The 17,526-nt window shown below is 37.6% G+C and carries 12 protein-coding genes; 4 read left to right on the forward strand and 8 right to left on the reverse strand.

All coding sequences use genetic code 11. The annotated features are described in order from the left end of the window. Position 1: 1 nt before the first annotated feature. The 8 genes from P164_RS09805 to P164_RS09840 all read right to left on the reverse strand — a co-directional run bounded on the left by P164_RS09805 (position 2) and on the right by P164_RS09840 (position 8,190). Positions 2–994 (reverse strand): TRAP transporter substrate-binding protein, encoded by a 993-nt coding sequence (locus tag P164_RS09805; RefSeq protein WP_035899735.1) that lies wholly within the window; start codon positions 992–994, stop codon positions 2–4. Continuing rightward, entirely contained in the window at positions 991–1,662 is a 672-nt protein-coding gene (locus tag P164_RS09810) for a bifunctional 4-hydroxy-2-oxoglutarate aldolase/2-dehydro-3-deoxy-phosphogluconate aldolase (RefSeq protein ID WP_028376217.1), read from the reverse strand. Before P164_RS09810 ends, P164_RS09805 begins: the two co-directional genes overlap by 4 nt. Positions 1,663–1,670: 8 nt before the next feature. Further along, entirely contained in the window at positions 1,671–2,678 is a 1,008-nt protein-coding gene (locus P164_RS09815) for a sugar kinase (RefSeq protein WP_028376218.1), read from the reverse strand. Between the two features lie 5 nt (positions 2,679–2,683). Beyond that, positions 2,684–4,111: a glucuronate isomerase gene (gene uxaC, locus P164_RS09820; RefSeq protein ID WP_028376219.1), complete on the reverse strand. Its 1,428-nt coding sequence runs from the start codon at positions 4,109–4,111 to the stop codon at positions 2,684–2,686. A 53-nt stretch (positions 4,112–4,164) separates the two neighbouring features. Further along, the gene (locus P164_RS09825; protein ID WP_028376220.1) at positions 4,165–4,926 is read right to left on the reverse strand and encodes an SDR family NAD(P)-dependent oxidoreductase; all 762 of its coding nucleotides are present in this window, start codon (positions 4,924–4,926) and stop codon (positions 4,165–4,167) included. A gap of 1 nt (position 4,927) precedes the next feature. Further along, on the reverse strand, positions 4,928–5,761 hold the full coding sequence (gene kduI, locus P164_RS09830) for a 5-dehydro-4-deoxy-D-glucuronate isomerase (protein ID WP_028376221.1): 834 nt from the start codon (positions 5,759–5,761) through the stop codon (positions 4,928–4,930). 174 nt (positions 5,762–5,935) lie between these two features. Next, a complete protein-coding gene (locus P164_RS09835) occupies positions 5,936–6,943 on the reverse strand; it encodes a DUF4861 family protein (protein ID WP_028376222.1) in 1,008 nt (335 codons plus the stop codon). A gap of 23 nt (positions 6,944–6,966) precedes the next feature. Next, on the reverse strand, positions 6,967–8,190 hold the full coding sequence (locus P164_RS09840; RefSeq protein WP_028376223.1) for a glycoside hydrolase family 105 protein: 1,224 nt from the start codon (positions 8,188–8,190) through the stop codon (positions 6,967–6,969). A 601-nt stretch (positions 8,191–8,791) separates the two neighbouring features. On the opposite strand from P164_RS09840, the gene P164_RS09845 reads away from it, so the two are divergent. The 4 genes from P164_RS09845 to P164_RS09860 are packed head-to-tail and all read left to right on the forward strand — an operon-like array spanning position 8,792 to position 17,511. After that, complete coding sequence (locus tag P164_RS09845; protein WP_028376224.1) at positions 8,792–11,023, forward strand: fasciclin domain-containing protein; 2,232 nt, start codon at positions 8,792–8,794, stop codon at positions 11,021–11,023. 1 nt (position 11,024) lies between these two features. Then, positions 11,025–14,309 carry a SusC/RagA family TonB-linked outer membrane protein gene (locus P164_RS09850; RefSeq protein WP_028376225.1) on the forward strand — a complete coding sequence of 1,095 codons (3,285 nt, stop codon included), beginning with the start codon at positions 11,025–11,027 and terminating at the stop codon, positions 14,307–14,309. A 10-nt stretch (positions 14,310–14,319) separates the two neighbouring features. Then, the gene (locus P164_RS09855; protein WP_028376226.1) at positions 14,320–15,813 is read left to right on the forward strand and encodes a RagB/SusD family nutrient uptake outer membrane protein; all 1,494 of its coding nucleotides are present in this window, start codon (positions 14,320–14,322) and stop codon (positions 15,811–15,813) included. Positions 15,814–15,822: 9 nt separating this feature from the next. Beyond that, entirely contained in the window at positions 15,823–17,511 is a 1,689-nt protein-coding gene (locus P164_RS09860; protein WP_028376227.1) for a fasciclin domain-containing protein, read from the forward strand. Positions 17,512–17,526 lie beyond the last annotated feature (15 nt).

The following is a 17,526-nucleotide window of genomic DNA, read 5'->3' on the forward strand; positions in this document are numbered from 1 at the left end:
ACTATTCACTCTTTACCGCTTGAATGGCTTCGATTAATTTTTTCATCTCGGGATTCTGTTCAAATTCAGTGTACATAGGTTGCACTAATGCTCTAAAGGGTTCTTTCTCTGGTCTAATAATTTTTACCCCCGCTTTTTGAATTTCACTTAGTGCTTCCATTTCGGCCTCGTGCCAGATTTTTTTCTCATATTCTAGAGACTCCATCGCAGCTTCTTTTACCCACTTTTGTTCCTGTTGAGAAAGCTTATTCCAGATTACCGTACTTATTAATAATTCGTCTGGTAAAGCGGTATGCTCGTCAACGATAAAGTATTTACAAACCTCGTAGTGATGAGATAGATAAAAACTAGGTAAGTTATTTTCGGCACCGTCTACAACACCCTGTTGCAATGCTGTATATAACTCTCCCCAGGCGATAGGTGTAGGAGAGCCTCCTAAACTTTTAACCATATTCATCGCGGTCTGACTTTCCATCACACGCAACTTTAATCCTTTTAAATCTTCAGGATGTTCTACCGGCTCTTTTGTATAAAAACTTCTACTACCGGCATCATAAAATGTTAAGCCTTTAAGTCGTTGCGGAATACTAGCATTTAATAATTCTTCGCCTATAGGACCTTCTAAAACTGCAAAACGGTGGTCTGCATCTCTAAACAAAAATGGCAGTCCAAAAACCTTTAATTGAGGTGCAAAATTTTCTAAAACTCCTGTTGAAACTTTTGTCATTCCCAGACTTCCTATCTGTAAAAGTTCTAGACACTCGCGTTCTGAACCTAATTGCTGGCTGGGATAAATATCTAGAGATAATTTACCTCCAGATTTTTCTTCAAGGCGCTCTCCCATAAAGACCATTGCTTTATGTACGGGATGTGTAACATCTAGGCCGTGAGCAAGTTTAATAACCCGCGTATCACTTATTTCGGCACAACTAAAACTACTTAACAGTAATACTGTACTTAAGAAGAATACTATATATTTTGAGTAAATGTTCATGATCTAATCTTTTTTACAAGATCAAGAGCTTCTTCAATTTTTGCTGTTATTGCGGTGTAATCAAAGGCACCATCTGCATTCTTAATAAAGAGTTTTGAGCCAATACCTACACAATGCACACCGGCATTAAACCAGGACTTTAAATTCTCTTCGGTAGGACTTACACCACCGGTAGGCATAATACTCGCCCACGGCAAGGGGCCCTTAACAGCTTTTACGAACTCTGGCCCACCTACTTGCTGGCCCGGAAAGATCTTAACTACCTCAGCACCTAATTCTTCAGCATATGAGATTTCAGTAACCGAACCACAGCCGGGCATCCATCCTACTTTTCTACGGTTGCAAGCCTTTGCCATTTCTGCATTTACTATAGGAGAAACTATAAAATCTGCACCTAATTGCAAGTATAATGAAGTTGTACCGGCATCTAAAACAGATCCAACACCTAAGATCATTCCATCAAGGTTTGCCTTAGCATATTTATTCAATTCGCCAAAAACCTCGTGTGCATAATCTCCCCTATTTGTGAACTCAAAAACTCGAGATCCACCTTCATAACAGGCTTTTAAAATCTGTTTACAAACTTCGATATCCTGATGATAAAAAACCGGAACAATTCCGTTTTCGTGCATTCGGGTTACCGCTTCTATTCGCGTATATTTTGCCATTATTTATATTATCTTTTAATTCTTCCTCCAGTATTTCCTTGCATCACTTCAGTAATTTCTGCTACCGAAACAAGGTTTACATCTCCTAAAATGGTATGCTTTAAAGCACAGGCAGCATTTGCAAAATCAAGCGCTTTTTCGGCATCAAAATGTCTTAGGCCATAAATAAGCCCTGCTGCATACGCATCACCGGTACCTATACGATCTACCACTTGTGTTATCTCTAATTCTGACGTTTCTAAATAGGTGTTTTCAACCCAGGCTCTGCCGTAAATTTTCTGCCACGAGGCACTTACACCGGTACGTATTTTATCAAAAACCTGTGTGATATTGGGACAGGCATTCATAAGGTGTTTACTAGCTTCAATAAAGCCGTCCTTATCGAGTTTAAATGAAGTTCCTAAAATCTCATTAATCTCATTAACACCCCCAATGAAAATTGTAGATAAGCTTACCAGTTCTTTTAAAACTTCCTGACCATTACGGCCATATTGCCATAAATTACTTCGGTATGCAGGATCTGCGGTAATATGTATTCCTTTCGCATTCGCGGAAACTAAAGCCGCTTTTAAAGCCTGGTATGCCCCTTCTGAAATTGCGGGTGAAATCCCGGTCCAGTGAAAGAAATCTGCATCTTCAAATTGAGTATCCCAATCTATATCCTGAATATTAGCAAAAGAGCCGTTGAGTCTGTTATAAGCGATCTGGCTGCTACGCATTCCCGAGCCTACTTCAAGTAAATATTGACCTATGGGATGATTTACCTTTTGTACCGAAGAAACATCTAGACCGTATTGACGCATACTTGCGATAGCTGCATCACCTACCAGATCATTAGAAACTGCAGTAATATGCTTAACTGATTCGCCTAAATACGATAATGAAGCGCCTACATTCATCTCTGTACCTCCAAAGAAAAAGTCTAAAGAAGTTGCCTGCATTAATTTGCGATTCTCTGCAGGAGAAAGACGCAACAACACTTCCCCAAAGGTTACTATATTTTTGGTTTCAGCCATTAAATTTAAAAGTTGAAATAATTCTTAGCATTATGATAACTTATATTTGCTACCATTTTACCTACCAGATCCATATCTTTTGGAATCTCTCCCGCGGCCATTTCTTTACCTAATAAATTACAAAGTATACGTCTAAAATACTCGTGACGCGGAAACGATAAAAAGCTCCTGCTGTCTGTAAGCATACCTATAAAACAACTTACCAGCCCCATATTAGAAAGCGCATTCAGTTGTTTTTCCATACCGTCTTTCTGGTCTAAAAACCACCAGCCAGATCCCCATTGCACTTTGCCTCGTACACTACCATCATTAAAGTTGCCTATCATCGTTGCAAAAATCTCATTGTCTGCAGGATTAAGGTTGTAGATGATGGTCTTTGTTAATTTGTCTTTACTATCAAGCGCATTTAAAAAGTTTGATAAACCTTCTGCCTGCTTATAATCTCCTATAGAATCCCAACCGGTATCTGGCCCTAACTGGCTAAGCATACGCTTATTGTTATTACGCAATGCACCTAAATGAAACTGCTGTACCCACCCAAATTCGTGATAGGCTTCTCCTAAAAATACCAGAATTGCGGTTTTAAATTGTTCTGCTTCGAGATGTGTTAATTGAGCACCGCCTCTTCGTTTTTTAAATAGTTGCTTGACCTCTTCTTCTGATACCGGCTCCCAGGAAACATAATTTAAACCGTGATCACAAAGCATACATCCATTTTCATTAAAATATTCGATACGCTTACGTAATGCTTCTTTTAAGTCTTCATAAGCATCAATACGCACCCCCGAAACATCTGCTAAATCATCAAGGTATGCATTGTAAGTATCAGCTTCTATTAAGATTGCTTTATCTGGTCTAAATGCGGTACTCATTTTGAGTCCGGCTTTTTTAGCATCAAAAGCTTTGTGAAATTCGAGTGAATCTAGAGGGTCTTCTGTTGTACAAACGGTCTCTACATTCATTTTTTTAAGCAGCCCGTGTACGCTATACTCAGGAGTTTGAAGCTTTCGGTTTACCTCTTTATAAATAGCCGGTCCGGTTTCTTCATTTAGCAATTCATCAATATCAAAATAGCGTTTTAATTCTAAATGCGTCCAGTGATATAATGGGTTACGCAGGGTATGCGGAACCGTTTTTGCCCAGGCTAAAAACTTCTCTTCATCTGTAGCATCACCGGTAATAAAACGTTCATCTATACCTAACGCACGCATTGCACGCCATTTATAATGATCTCCTTTTAACCAAACCTGAGTAAGATTTTTAAACTGATGGTCTGCAAGAATCTCTGCAGGTGGCAAATGATTGTGATAATCTATTATAGGCTGTGAAGCAGCATAATTATGATACAAATCTTCTGCAAATTTGTTTTGCAGTAAAAAATTATCTGTGATAAACGTGCTATTTACGTGATTTGACGTCTTAGTTGAACTCATTTGTATTAACGTATTACGATCTAAAAAAGAGATTTTATCTATGGAATAAAAAATTATCTACCCATCCAGCCACCGTCTACAGTCATCACATGACCACTCATATAATCGCTGGCTTTTGAAGCTAAAAATATTATAGGGCCTTTAAAATCATCTGGCTGTCCCCATCTGCCAGCAGGAATTCTTCCTAAAATTGAAGAACTACGCTCAGGATCGTCGCGCAATGCTTCTGTATTATCTGTTGCGATATATCCCGGAGCGATTGCATTTACCTGAACTCCCTTACCTGCCCACTCATTAGACAACGCCATTGTAAGTTGACCTATAGCACCTTTTGAAGCTGCATAGCCTGGAACCGTAATTCCGCCTTGAAATGTTAAAAGTGAAGCGGTAAAAATCACTTTACCACTACCTCTTTTTATCATTTCTTTGCCCAACTCCCTACTTAAAATAAACTGTGCATTTTGATTTACTTCAATTACTTTATCCCAGTATTCATCGCTGTGTTCTGCTGCAGGAGCGCGCAAAATGGTACCTGCATTATTCACTAAAATATCTATTGTAGGATTTTCTGCTTTTACTTTTTCTATAAAAGCATAGAGTGATTTACGATCTGAAAAATCACATTGATAGCCGGTAAATTTTCTTCCGGTTGCTAAAACTGCTTTTTCAATTGCAGAGCCTGAGGTTTCTAAAGATGCTGAAACTCCCAGAATATCTGCTCCCGCTTCTGCAAGAGCTTCCGCCATTGCGAAACCTATTCCTCTTTTACAGCCTGTAACTAAAGCTGTTTTACCTTCTAAACTGAATAAACTCATGTTATTTTAAATCTTCTGGTGAAACGCCATCCATATCTCCATAATCCATATTCTCGCCTGCCATTCCCCAAATAAAGGTATAGTTAGAAGTCCCTGCACCTGAATGAATAGACCATTCTGGTGATATTACTGCCTGGTGGTTTTTCATAAATATATGACGGGTTTCGTCTGGTTGCCCCATAAAGTGGCTAATGGTCTGCCCCTCTTCAAGATCAAAATAGAAATACACTTCCATTCTGCGTGTATGGGTATGCGCCGGCATTGTGTTCCATACATTTCCGGGAGCTAACTCTGTCATTCCCATTTGTAGTTGGCAAGTATCTACAACGCTGTTTACAAGAAGCTTGTTTATAGTACGTTTATTAGAATATTTTGTGTCGCCTAATTCAACAATTTCTGCTTCGTTCTTAGTTACTTTCTTGGTAGGATACGCGTGATGTGCGGGAGCTGAATTTATATAGAAATATGGCTGCTCTTCTGTTGCTTCAAAAATCACTTCTTTGACTCCTTTTCCTATATATAGTGCTTCCTTGTGTAAAAGTTCATAAACAGTACCATCAACAGTGATTTTACCTTTACCGCCTACATTGATAACTCCTAATTCCCGACGATCTAAGAAATTTTCGGCCTTTAAATCATCTATAGGCTCTAACTTTAAAGCTTTGCTTACCGGGAACGCACCGCCCGCGATGTAACGGTCATACATCGTATAGGTTAGATTTATCTCATCTTTCACAAACACATTCGGAATTAAGAAATGCGCTCTAAGTTCTTGAGTAGTATATCTTTTTACATCTTCCGGATGGTGTGCGTATCTAAATTCTGAGTTTGTCATGGTTGTTATTTTAAATATTGTAATTTCTTAAAGACGGTAATTTACGAATCCTTTTTTAAATGTAAAATATACATTTTTGATTTATTACCGTTCTTACTTAATTATTGAACTGCTCTAAAAATAAGTTTAGATTTTTTAGGGCTCATCCTGTACTGTGTGGTAAGTCGTAGGCAATTATTCTAGTACACCTTCTGCATCTAGCTTTTGAAGTTTCAGTTTTATGTCTAGTTTAAAGCTTTCTTCACTGGTTATACCGTCTTTTTCCTGATCCCACGCTGCTATAATATAATACGTCTGCGGTTCTAAAGAAGGTTTAAAAACTACTAAATGATCGTGAGGTCCTTCTGTAACTGTAGCTTGTTCTGTATTATAAAATAATGCCATACCTAATTGATCATCTACCCCTGCAAGTGTTTGTTTTCCATAGGTTGCTATATAGGCCCACTTACCATTTTCACTAGTCTGCTCAATACGCGCGATATCATCAAACTTCACAATACCTGTTGCTAAGCCGTCTATAGCAGAGCCGGGAGTTAAGCTTATTTTTAAGAAACGGTCTTCAGGAAAAATGCTTATTTCAGATTTAAGATCAGTAATCACCTCTCCTGTTTTCCAACCTGTATAATTAATGGTTACTGAAGAAGCCTCATCTGAATTATCAACTTTAGCCGTAGTTTTTTCTACCGTATTAAAATGTGCTATCGTATCTCCTGTAAAACGCCCATAACCACCTATACCCATAGATTTACCGGCTTTTAAAATGTCTTGTCCCCAGGGTGCATTTTCATGATACGAGTCAAAACCATCCTGACCCACATAGGGTAACACTAAGGTATCTACGCGTTTCCCAAATATATCGAGTGCATTACGCCAGTCTAAATATAAACGGTACGCTACCTGCTTATTTTCCCAACCGGGACCTTCGTAACGTATATACCAAGAATGATCTGTATGGGCTTCTGGAACCTCCAAAAAGTCAACATTTTTAAAACTTCCCTGCAGATATTCTCTGGTCTCCATATTCCAGCTTCCGCCTTCTTTTATAGAAACCTCGGCGTAGGTTTTTCCTTTCTTATCTACCGAAACTTCCTTAATTTCATTTTCAGCTTTATCGTCTTTATTTTCTTTACAGGCTGTGAATGCTAAAACTGCAAAAGCCCCAACTAAAAATCTTGATTTCATATTCTTATGTATTTGAATAATTATTAACGCTCTAATTGTAATGCTGCCATTATGAAAGGTCCTGTACCCTTAGGATCATTATCCTGCTTACGCTCGTTTACGTAATATTCAAAAGAACCGTCCCGGTAGGGATCGCCACCAAGACCGGCTACCGCACAAACCTGAGTTAGGGTAATCGTACCATCTTCATCTCTTACGATAAGTTGGTTTATTAACCCATCAAATGCTTTATTTGCTGCATCCTTAAATTTAGCATCTAAATAGCCTTTATTAGCTCCCTTAGCAAATGAATATGCAAACATTGCACTACCGGAAGCCTCAAGATAATTACCTTCTTTATCACCTAAATTAGTTACCTGATACCATAAACCGCTCTCATCCTGAAAAGCAACTATTGCCTCAGCAAGATTATTTAAATAGGAAATTAGTTCTGCTCTCTTAGGATGCTCTTCAGGAAAATAATCAAGTACATCTACTAAAGCCATAGCATACCAGCCTAATGATCTCGACCAAAAATGAGGTGAAACTCCGGTTTCAGGATTCGCCCACTTCTGCTCTTTACTTTCATCCCAACCGTGGTAAAGCAAACCGGTTTCTGCATCTAATGCATTTTTTTGAATTAATTCAAATTGTAGTGCAACATCATCAAGACTCTTACCCTCTTCAAATGTTTTAGTATATTCTGCATAGAAAGGTGCTCCCATATAAAGGCCATCTAACCACATTTGAGAAGGATAGCGTTTTTTATGCCAGAAACCACCCTGGGATGTTTTAGGATGATCTGCCAGTTGTTTCATTAAAAGCTGCATTGCTTTTAGGTATTTATCATTTTGAGATTTTGTATAGATAGGAAACAATAATTTTCCTGCATTAATCATATCTATGTTGTAATCTTCTAATTTGTATGTTGCAATAGTACCATCTTCAGCAATAAGTGTGTCTGTATATTGCGCTGCATAATCATAATATCTTTCGCGACCAGATACTTCATATAAATCTACAAAACCCTTTAAGACTAAACCGTGTACATAATCCCATTTAGCATCATCTCTACCATCTATTTGATAAGCCTGTGGGTTACGCTTCATAATAGACTCTGCCATTTGTACAGACCATAATTGATCAGCTAAAGTGTCTTTAACTTTTACACTTGATAATTCCTGTGGTTTTGATGAATTATCCTTGCATGAAGTCATGCCTGCTAATAGCAATACAAATGCAAAGAAATGGATAAAATGAACTTTCATAGTTTCTAAATAAAAGATTTATAGAACTCACTAAAACGATTGAAAGACAAATGCATCTTTATACAATCGATTACACAAACATAACATACATTGTAAAATAAACAAAAAATTGCGCGTTAATTCTATAAACTATTTTAAAATATCTAAAATGATTTCCATTTTCACAGATATATCTCAAAAAAGTTGTGAAGCACTCTAATGCAGAAAATTTAAAATTGGTGAAATTCTACCTTGTCATAGTTTAAACTGTATTATGAGTGTAATTTTCGTTTACATTTTTCTGGTTTTCTCCCATCCTCTCTCCTTTACACACCCTTATTCGAGTCCACTTTTATAACAAATGCCTTTAAAACCAAAAAATTGAATACTAGGGAGAATAGTGCCTTCAAAAATAAACTCTTTCAAATCGCTGATAATTACGACCAACTACCCTCATTATGATTCTTTTTTGTTAAAATAGTTTAAGTAAAACGTTTAACCACTGAGATAGCAGGAAGGTACAGGACGCCAAGCAACTAACAGCCCACTACATTTGATTGCAAACGATTTCGCAATTAATTCGAACGTTAAAATTTCATTTCGTATTTAACAGTTTTTAAGAATGAATAAAAAATTACATCACTATTTATTACTCCTTTTTGTGCTGGTTACTTTGGGTAGTTGCAGCAGAGAAGAAGTAGATGAATATTACGCCCGTCCTGATGATTTAGAAGACCCCATATTTCAACAACTTGAAGCACGGGGTAATTTTTCAAACTTCACGACGCTTATTGATAAGGCAGGTTATAAAGATATTTTAAGTAAGTCTGGCTACTGGACGATGATGGCTCCTAATGATGCTGCATTTAGTAAATACTTTGCCGAAAACAATATTTCTAATGTTTCTCAAATAGATTCGGTTACTGCAGCAAAGATTGTACGCTACGCACTTATTTATAATGCGTTTAGAACAGAACGTTTAAGTGATTATCAATCGCGTGGCGGCTGGGAAGAAAGCAATTCATTTAGAAGAAGAACGGCTTACTACGATGGTTTTCAAACTAAAACTGTTAATGGTAAGTCTATGATTGTTGTAGGCTCTAACAGAAATAATTCACCTGGTGGAGATTACTACATTCCCGGCGACAATAATAATAAATACCTCACTTACTTTTTAGAGGAGTATATGACTAATGCGGGTCTTGGGGCAAGTGACTATAATTATTTCTATCCTAACTCTACCTATACGGGATTTAACGTACTTCAAGCCGAAGCCGTAGAAACCGATATCGTTGCAGAAAATGGAATAATACACGAAGTAAGTGAAGTTTCAATACCGCTAATCAACCTGGATCAAAAGCTTGAAGAAAGTAGTAATTACAGCCTTTTTAGAAGTATGCTCGAGAATAATCTGGTCAATTATATTTTTGATCAGGATGCTACTACAACGTATCAAAATTTCACACGTAAATCTGACAATGTTTTTGTAAAGGTTTATGATGCAGCTCTTTCGTTTTCACCTAATAATGAAAACTATATTAAAGAGTCTGATAATGATGGTCAAAGTGAAGCCTACACCTTAATAGTGCCCGAAAATGCAGTTCTACAAGAGTTTATTGATGAAATCTTACTTAAGAATTATACTGCTTTAAATAAATTACCAAAATATGTCTTTGAAGATTTCTTTAATGCGCATATGGTTCAAAGTGCCGTATGGCCTTCGTTAGCTTCGGGCTATAATAATGAACTGGGAGAAGATCTGCGTATAGATTTTAACTCTAATGTTATTGAAGCTCAGGTTTTGAGCAATGGTTTTTTCTACGGAACCAATAAAGTGCAGGAATCAAATCTTTTTTATAGTGTATATACTTCTGCATATTTAGATCCTAAGTTTACGCTGGCAACCAGACTATTTAATGATGGTTCGGGTTTTCGCGAGATTATAAGTAACCTATCTGCGAGGTATACCCTATTCTTACCATCTGATACGGTATTAGCAGATCTTGGTTTTGGGTATGACATTCCCACATCCTCCTATACTTATACTTCTCCTGAAGGTAATGTCTTGCCGGCAAACATCGCACGATCACGTTTAATACGTGTTCTATTTAATGGAATCATACCTACTCCAAATAACGAATTAAATGATTTATCTGGTTCAGGAATCATCCGTTCTGGAGACTTTGACCTTCCTGGTGAATATATCAAATGGGAAAATGGTCAGGTTTATGCGGCAGGAAATGAGGTCTTAGACAACCGGGTTAATATTTTAGGTTTTGAAGATCAACGCAACGGCCGTACCTATTACATAGATAAACTTCTAGAGTTTAGTGAAGAACCACAAGGTCTTGATTTAAAAAGACTCGCTGAAGTACCTGATTCTGAATATGCTAATTTTTATAGTTTCTTAGAGAATGCATCACTTTATGACAAAAATGCGGGAGTTATAGATGGTATAGAGTTAGGTACTTCTTACACATTTGTAATCCCTAACAATGACGCTATCATTCAAGCTGTTAGAGATGGCGTACTTCCGGGAGATACCACGACAGGTATTCCTAATTATAACCCCAGCTCTCAGGGTGAGAAAGATAAAGTTGCAGACTTTATAAAATACCATATTCTAGCTACACGTACTGCGTCTGATGACGGACTCATAAACGGTCTTACTGAAACCTTACTAAAAGACGAACTGGGCGAAAAAACCTATATCAATATTAGCAGCGCTCAAGATGATTTATTCTTTACAGATGCTGCAAATCGCGTTGCAAATTACATACCTGCCTTTAGTAACAATCTGGCAGACCGATCATTAATTCACCTAGTTGACAACTATCTTTTATATACAGAATAAGATGAGACAAAAAACTACCTATTTTTTATATTGTTTCACACTTCTAATGCTGGTTTTTTCAAACACTGCTTTGAATGCTCAAAACAGTGATTTAGTAGTACGTGGAACGATAACCGATATCAGTAACGGCCAGCCAATTCCCGGAGCAACCATTGCAGAACAGGATGCAGACAATCGTACCGTAACCGGTGTTATTTCTGATTTTGATGGAAATTTTGCAATGCGGGTTAAAAGCCCTTCTAACAAATTAGTGATCTCAACGCTGGGATATACTTCGCAAACGATACCGCTTACCGGAAAAAGCAGTTATGCTGTAAAACTTACCGCATCTGTTGATGAGTTAGAAACGGTAATGATTACGGTAGATAAAAAAGTTGAAAGCGGTTTGCTAAATATCGCAGAACGTAATCAAACTACCAGTAATGTAACAGTTAACGCCAGCGAGGTAGAAAATACACAGGCCGCTTCGATTGATGAAGCCTTACAGGGCCGTGTTCCCGGGGTTGATATTGTTGCAAACTCTGGTGATCCCGGTGCCGGTATGCAAATTAGAATACGAGGTACCTCATCAATATCTGGGTCATCAGACCCGTTGATCGTGGTAGACGGTATGCCGTATGAAACTTCAATCCCACAGGATTTTAATTTTGGGACAGCAGATCAACAGGGTTATGCGGCACTTTTAAATATAGCGCCTTCAGATATTGAGAGTATTACCATTTTAAAAGATGCTGCCGCAACCGCAATGTGGGGTTCACGTGCCTCAGGTGGTGTTTTAGTAATCAATACAAAAAGGGGTTCTGTAGGATCTCCTAAAATAGGATACAATTTTACAGGAACCTATTCTCAATTACCCAACACAATCCCTATGCTCAATGGTGACCAATATTCACAATTAATCCCAGAAGAGTTTATGAACCGGGATGGTATTCCTTTAAATACGCTTACCGTTAAAGAATTTCAGTATGACCCCCAGGAGGTTTATTTCTTTAAAAACTACGGAAATAACACAGATTGGGTAAAAGCGATTACCCAAACCGGTCTTACCGGGGAGCATACCTTATCGCTTCAAGGCGGGGGTGAGAAAGCGCGTTATTATACATCGGTAGGATATTACAATTCTAAAGGAGTTACAAAAGGAACCGGTTTTGAACGTATAAACGGTAGATTAAATTTAGATTATATCGTTTCAGACCGTATTCGGTTTAGAACAGATATCTCCTATACCCATACGGATACAGATCGTAATTATGTAAATACCTTTGGCACTTCAGATCGTGATAGGTTAAGAAGTGTAGCATACACTAAGATGCCTAACATGAGCATTTATGAGTATGACGATGTGGGTGATCTAACCCCTAACTACTTTTCACCGGCAATAAATATACAAGGTTCATACCCGAGTACCTACAACCCGGTAGCACTCGCAGAATATGCCAGTAATAAACAAACCGGTGATCGTATTGTACCACATTTTAACTTACAGGTAGATCTAATACCTAAGCGTTTAGTATCTACATTTGACCTTCAGTTTGACTTTAACAGCACAAAAGCAAAAGCTTTTTTACCTCAAAACGCAACCGGCAGACCTATCACAGAAACGGTTGTTAATCAGGCTTCAGATGCAGATATAGATGCGTCTACAGTTACGACAAAAACAAACCTGATCTATACACCAGATTTAGGCACAAAACAAAGTTTACAGGCACTTTTTAGCCTTCAAACAAATGATTACAGATATGAGTCACATCAGGCTTTAACAGCTAATACGGCTTCTTCTCTTTTAACTGATCCTTCAGTCCCATCAAGAACGCAAAATTCTAATTTACGCTTATACACTAATAACAGCCAATCACGCAGTGTTGCTGCATTAGTAAGTGCACAATACAGCCTGCTCGATCGGTATATACTTAATGTAGGTATACGCGGAGATGGTAATTCAAAGTTTAGTGCAGACAACCGGTACTCCCTGTTTCCTTCAATATCTACGAGATGGAGAGTTTCTGGAGAGCCTTTTATGGAGAGCTTTGATTTCTTAGACGATTTAAGTTTACGTGCCAGTTATGGTCAATCTGGAGGAACACCCAGATATGATTACCGTTATTTTAATATCTACGGAAACTTTGATACTGAATATCTAGGCTTAAATGGTGTCTATCCTCAAAATATTCAATTAGATAATTTACGTTCTGAAACCCTTACCGGTAAAAACTTAGGGCTTAATCTTCAATTATTTAATAAGAAAGTAATTCTTGATGTAGATGTATATCAAAACCGAACTACTAATTTACTATTTGAAAATTTAGCAATATCGTCTGTTTCCGGTTACGGCAGTGTGTCTGACCAAAACGTAGGAACAATAGATAATCAAGGTTGGGAAGTAGGTTTATATACCACTCCTTACAAATCTGATAAATGGCAGATAGATTTTAACTTCAATATTTCTCAAAACCAAAACATTATACGAGAGATTTCAGAATTTTTCCCAAGTGAGAGTGGCAATATAGATCGTAACGGCGAGTTTAAACGCTTCTTACAAATTGATAATCCATTTGGTTCTTTCTACGGGTATCGTTTTAAAGGGGTCTATACAGATTTAGAAGCCACTAAAGCAAGAGATGCAAATAACAATGTAATTATAGGTCCTAATGGTCAGGAAGTGTTTATGCGATTTAATTTCCCTAATACTGATTATGTATTTCAACCGGGAGATGCTATTTATGAAGACATCAATAAAGATGGTAACATAGACAGTCGTGATGTCGTATATCTGGGAAATAGCAATCCAAAATTTACAGGAGGTTTTGGTCCTACAATCACCTTTAATGATCAGTTTAAACTTTTAATGTTTTTTACCTACAGATTAAATTATGATATCATTAATGGTACCGATATGCGCACCACAAATCTATATTCATTTGATAATCAAAGTACCGCAGTATTATCAAGATGGCGCAACCCGGGAGATGTGACTAATATTCCCAGAGCTATTTATCGCGGTGGATATAACTGGTTAGGTTCTGACCGCTATGTAGAAGATGCCTCATTTTTACGATTTAGATCTGCCACGTTTAGCTACAGTTTCAGCAAACCATTTTTAAGAAAGATGAAAGTTGATGATTTACGTGTATTTCTAACTGCAGACAATTTACTCACATTTACAAATTATCGAGGTCAGGATCCTGAGGTTTCAAGACGTGGTGGTGATCCCTTTGAAATAGCTATAGATTACTCACGTACACCTCCTACACGCAGATTCACCATAGGTATTCAAACACGATTTTAAATATTAAGCTATGCGCACTAAAATATTATACACATTAATACTTATCCTGGCTGTAATGACACAGTCATGTGATAGCTACCTTGACCTAAAACCAGAAGATGGTACGGTACGCGATGAATTCTGGAAAACAAAAGAAGATATACAGGCTGGTGTTATAGGTGTCTACTCTTCATTACTTAACCCACCTCCTTCTGAAAACGATTTGACTATTGCAGAATACATATTTATGTATGGCGAGTTACGTGGAGGTATGGTTAGTCCCGGTGCTCAGGCTTCAGAAGATCAACGCGATGTATTAACTACAAATATTTTACCCTCTAATACCACTTCAAACTGGTCTTCATTTTACAGGGTTATTAATTATTGTAATACGGTTATTGAGTTGGCTCCTGGCGTTTTAGCTCAAGATCCCACTCTAACACAAGAGCAACTCAATAATTATTTATCTGAAGTTTTAGCGATACGCGCTTATTTATACTTTACGCTCGCACGTACCTTTAAAGATGTACCGGTAAAGTTAACAGCAACCTTATCTGATAAAGAAAATTTTCAAATACCTACAACACCACAAGCCGAGGTTTTTGCGCAGGTACTTTTAGATCTCAATGAGGCAGAACGGTTAGGAGTTGAAGATTATGGTGCTCGCGATCAAAACAAAGGTAGAATTACTAAATACGCTATAAATGCGATGCAGGCTGATGTTTACCTATGGATGGAAAATTATGAAGAAGCCTTAAAAGCAACCAATAAAATCATAAACACCGGCGACTTTGCGCTTATCGATGCCAACTCACAATGGTTGAATATCGTCTACGCCCAAGGAAATTCTTCAGAAAGTATATTTGAGTTTCAATACACCACTCAAAACCTAAATCCATTTTATAGTATATTCTTTCAGCGCCCACAGTACCTCGCAGCCACTCCTGTTTTAGAGCAAGTATTTGGTGTAGATTTTAATAATCCTGAAAATAAAGATATACGCGGGGAACGTGGTTCGCTTGTACCGGGTACTAATGAAATTTATAAATATACCGGTCTCAATACAACTGTTAGAAAATCATTACAAGAGTCAGACACTCACTGGTTTGTTTACAGATATGCAGATGCATTACTCATGAAAGCTGAAGCTCTTAATGAGTTAAATCGTGGTGAAGAAGCGCTGGCTATTGTAAGTGAGTTGCGCGAAAAAAGAGATGCTATACGCCAAACTCAAGAACAGATTAGTGTAGACAATCAAGACGCAATTAGACTTTATATACTTGCAGAACGCGCTCGTGAATTTGCTTTTGAAGGCAAACGCTGGTTTGATATTCTGCGCAATGCGCGCAAAGAAAATTATGCATATCTCGATATATTATTGAGCGTAGCACTACAAAGTGCTCCTGCAAATCAACAGCAAAGTATTACTACAAAACTGCAAGACCCTAACAGCCATTATTTACCTATTAGTGAAAATGAGCTGATTACTAATAAAGCTTTAATACAGAACCCATTTTATAAATAATCTTAAGTCATGAAAAAAATATTCACCTTACCCATTTTGCTCAGACTTATACTAGTCTTTGTATTGGCCAGTACGGTTATTAACTGTACTTCAGAAAAATTTAAAGAATCTACAGATGAGACACTTAATATAACGGAGTTTTTAAAGGCTAACGAGGAATATTCATCCTTTTTAGAAATTTTGGAAATTACAGATTACGCGTCTTTTATGAATACCTATGGCACCTACACATTGTTCTTACCAGACAATGATGCTGTGGCTGCTTTACTATCAGATATGGGTGTAAGTTCACTATCAGACATCCCTGTAGATGAATTACAGGATTTAACTAAACTTCATATTCTTGAACAAACTATAAAAACGACAGAATTTACAGACGGTAAAATCGCTGCGCCCAGTTTACAAGGACAATTCTTAATCACAGGAGCGTCTAATAAAAATGGGACTTCAAGTATAACTGTAAATAAAACATCAAATATTATCTCTTCTAATATTGAAGTAGGTAATGGTGTTATTCACGTTTTAGATAAGGTGCTACGCGTTGCAGATAAAACGCTTGCACAAACGTTAGATAGTGACACCTCTCTTACGCTCTTTACAGAAGCTGTAAAAGCTACCGGCTGGTATGACAAACTAAATTTACCGGTCACTTATGATGCAGATAGTATTCCCAGTTACTTAACCGTGTTAGCACAAACAAATGAAGCATTTGAAGATTCTGGCTTAAATACGCTAGAAGATTTAAAAAACAGATATAGCCATTTAGGAGACCCTTTAAACCCTAAGGATAGTTTAAACCTATTCGTAGCATACCGAATCCTGCCCGGGCTTAACTATCTGGCAGATCTTGCGGTTACTCCTGCGGTCATTACAAAGGCCCCGCTAGAAGTAATTACAGTTAAACTGGCATTAGACACCTTATTACTTAACGAAGAAACGTTTAACGGGATTCTTGAAAAAGGAGTTGCCATAGATCGAGATAACAGTGATATAACCGCATCAAACGGTACGCTACACCTGGTAAATGAAAACTTTTTTATTAAGAAAAGATTACCTGCTCCCGTGTATTTTGATGTTGCAGATCAACCGGAATTTAGACAATTAAGTTCGGTCTTTAGAACCCCGGGAGCTCCTGGTGTTTATCTTAAAAACTCAGAGTTAAGCTTAGTATCCTGGCCAGATAGCCAATCATTGGGTTATATAGCCGCTGCCATAGGAAGTAGCTCGCAGCTTGACAGAGCCTGGCACGGTGATGTAATTGATTTAAACAGATTTAGACAAGGTCACCTTAACCCCATGACGTTTACTTCTCCTGTAATTATCAAAGGGCAGTATAAAGTATGGGTATCGTATAGAGTTAATGAACGCTCTTCTGCCGCTGCACAAGTTTCTGTTGATGGTGTTGCGTTACCCAGACTTATAAATTTTAGAGAGTATGGTAACACAGATCTTCCAGAACGGGTATTAGAATCTCAAGGCTATAAGCGGCATATAGAACCCAGTACTAACCGATTTAATTGCAGGTTAGTAGGTATTATAACTATTGAAACTACAGGAACTCATAACATTACACTTGAAGCTATTCAAGATAGTAGCAACGGTAACACGTGGATTGATGTAATCGAGTTCAGACCTATAGATATGGACCAGCTTTACCCAAAATTTCAAGCTGGTGGAGATGGTTTAATCTTTGAATAGAACACAAAATAAAAT

It is taken from the genome of Leeuwenhoekiella sp. MAR_2009_132, from assembly GCF_000687915.1.
In the GTDB taxonomy this organism is placed as follows: domain Bacteria; phylum Bacteroidota; class Bacteroidia; order Flavobacteriales; family Flavobacteriaceae; genus Leeuwenhoekiella.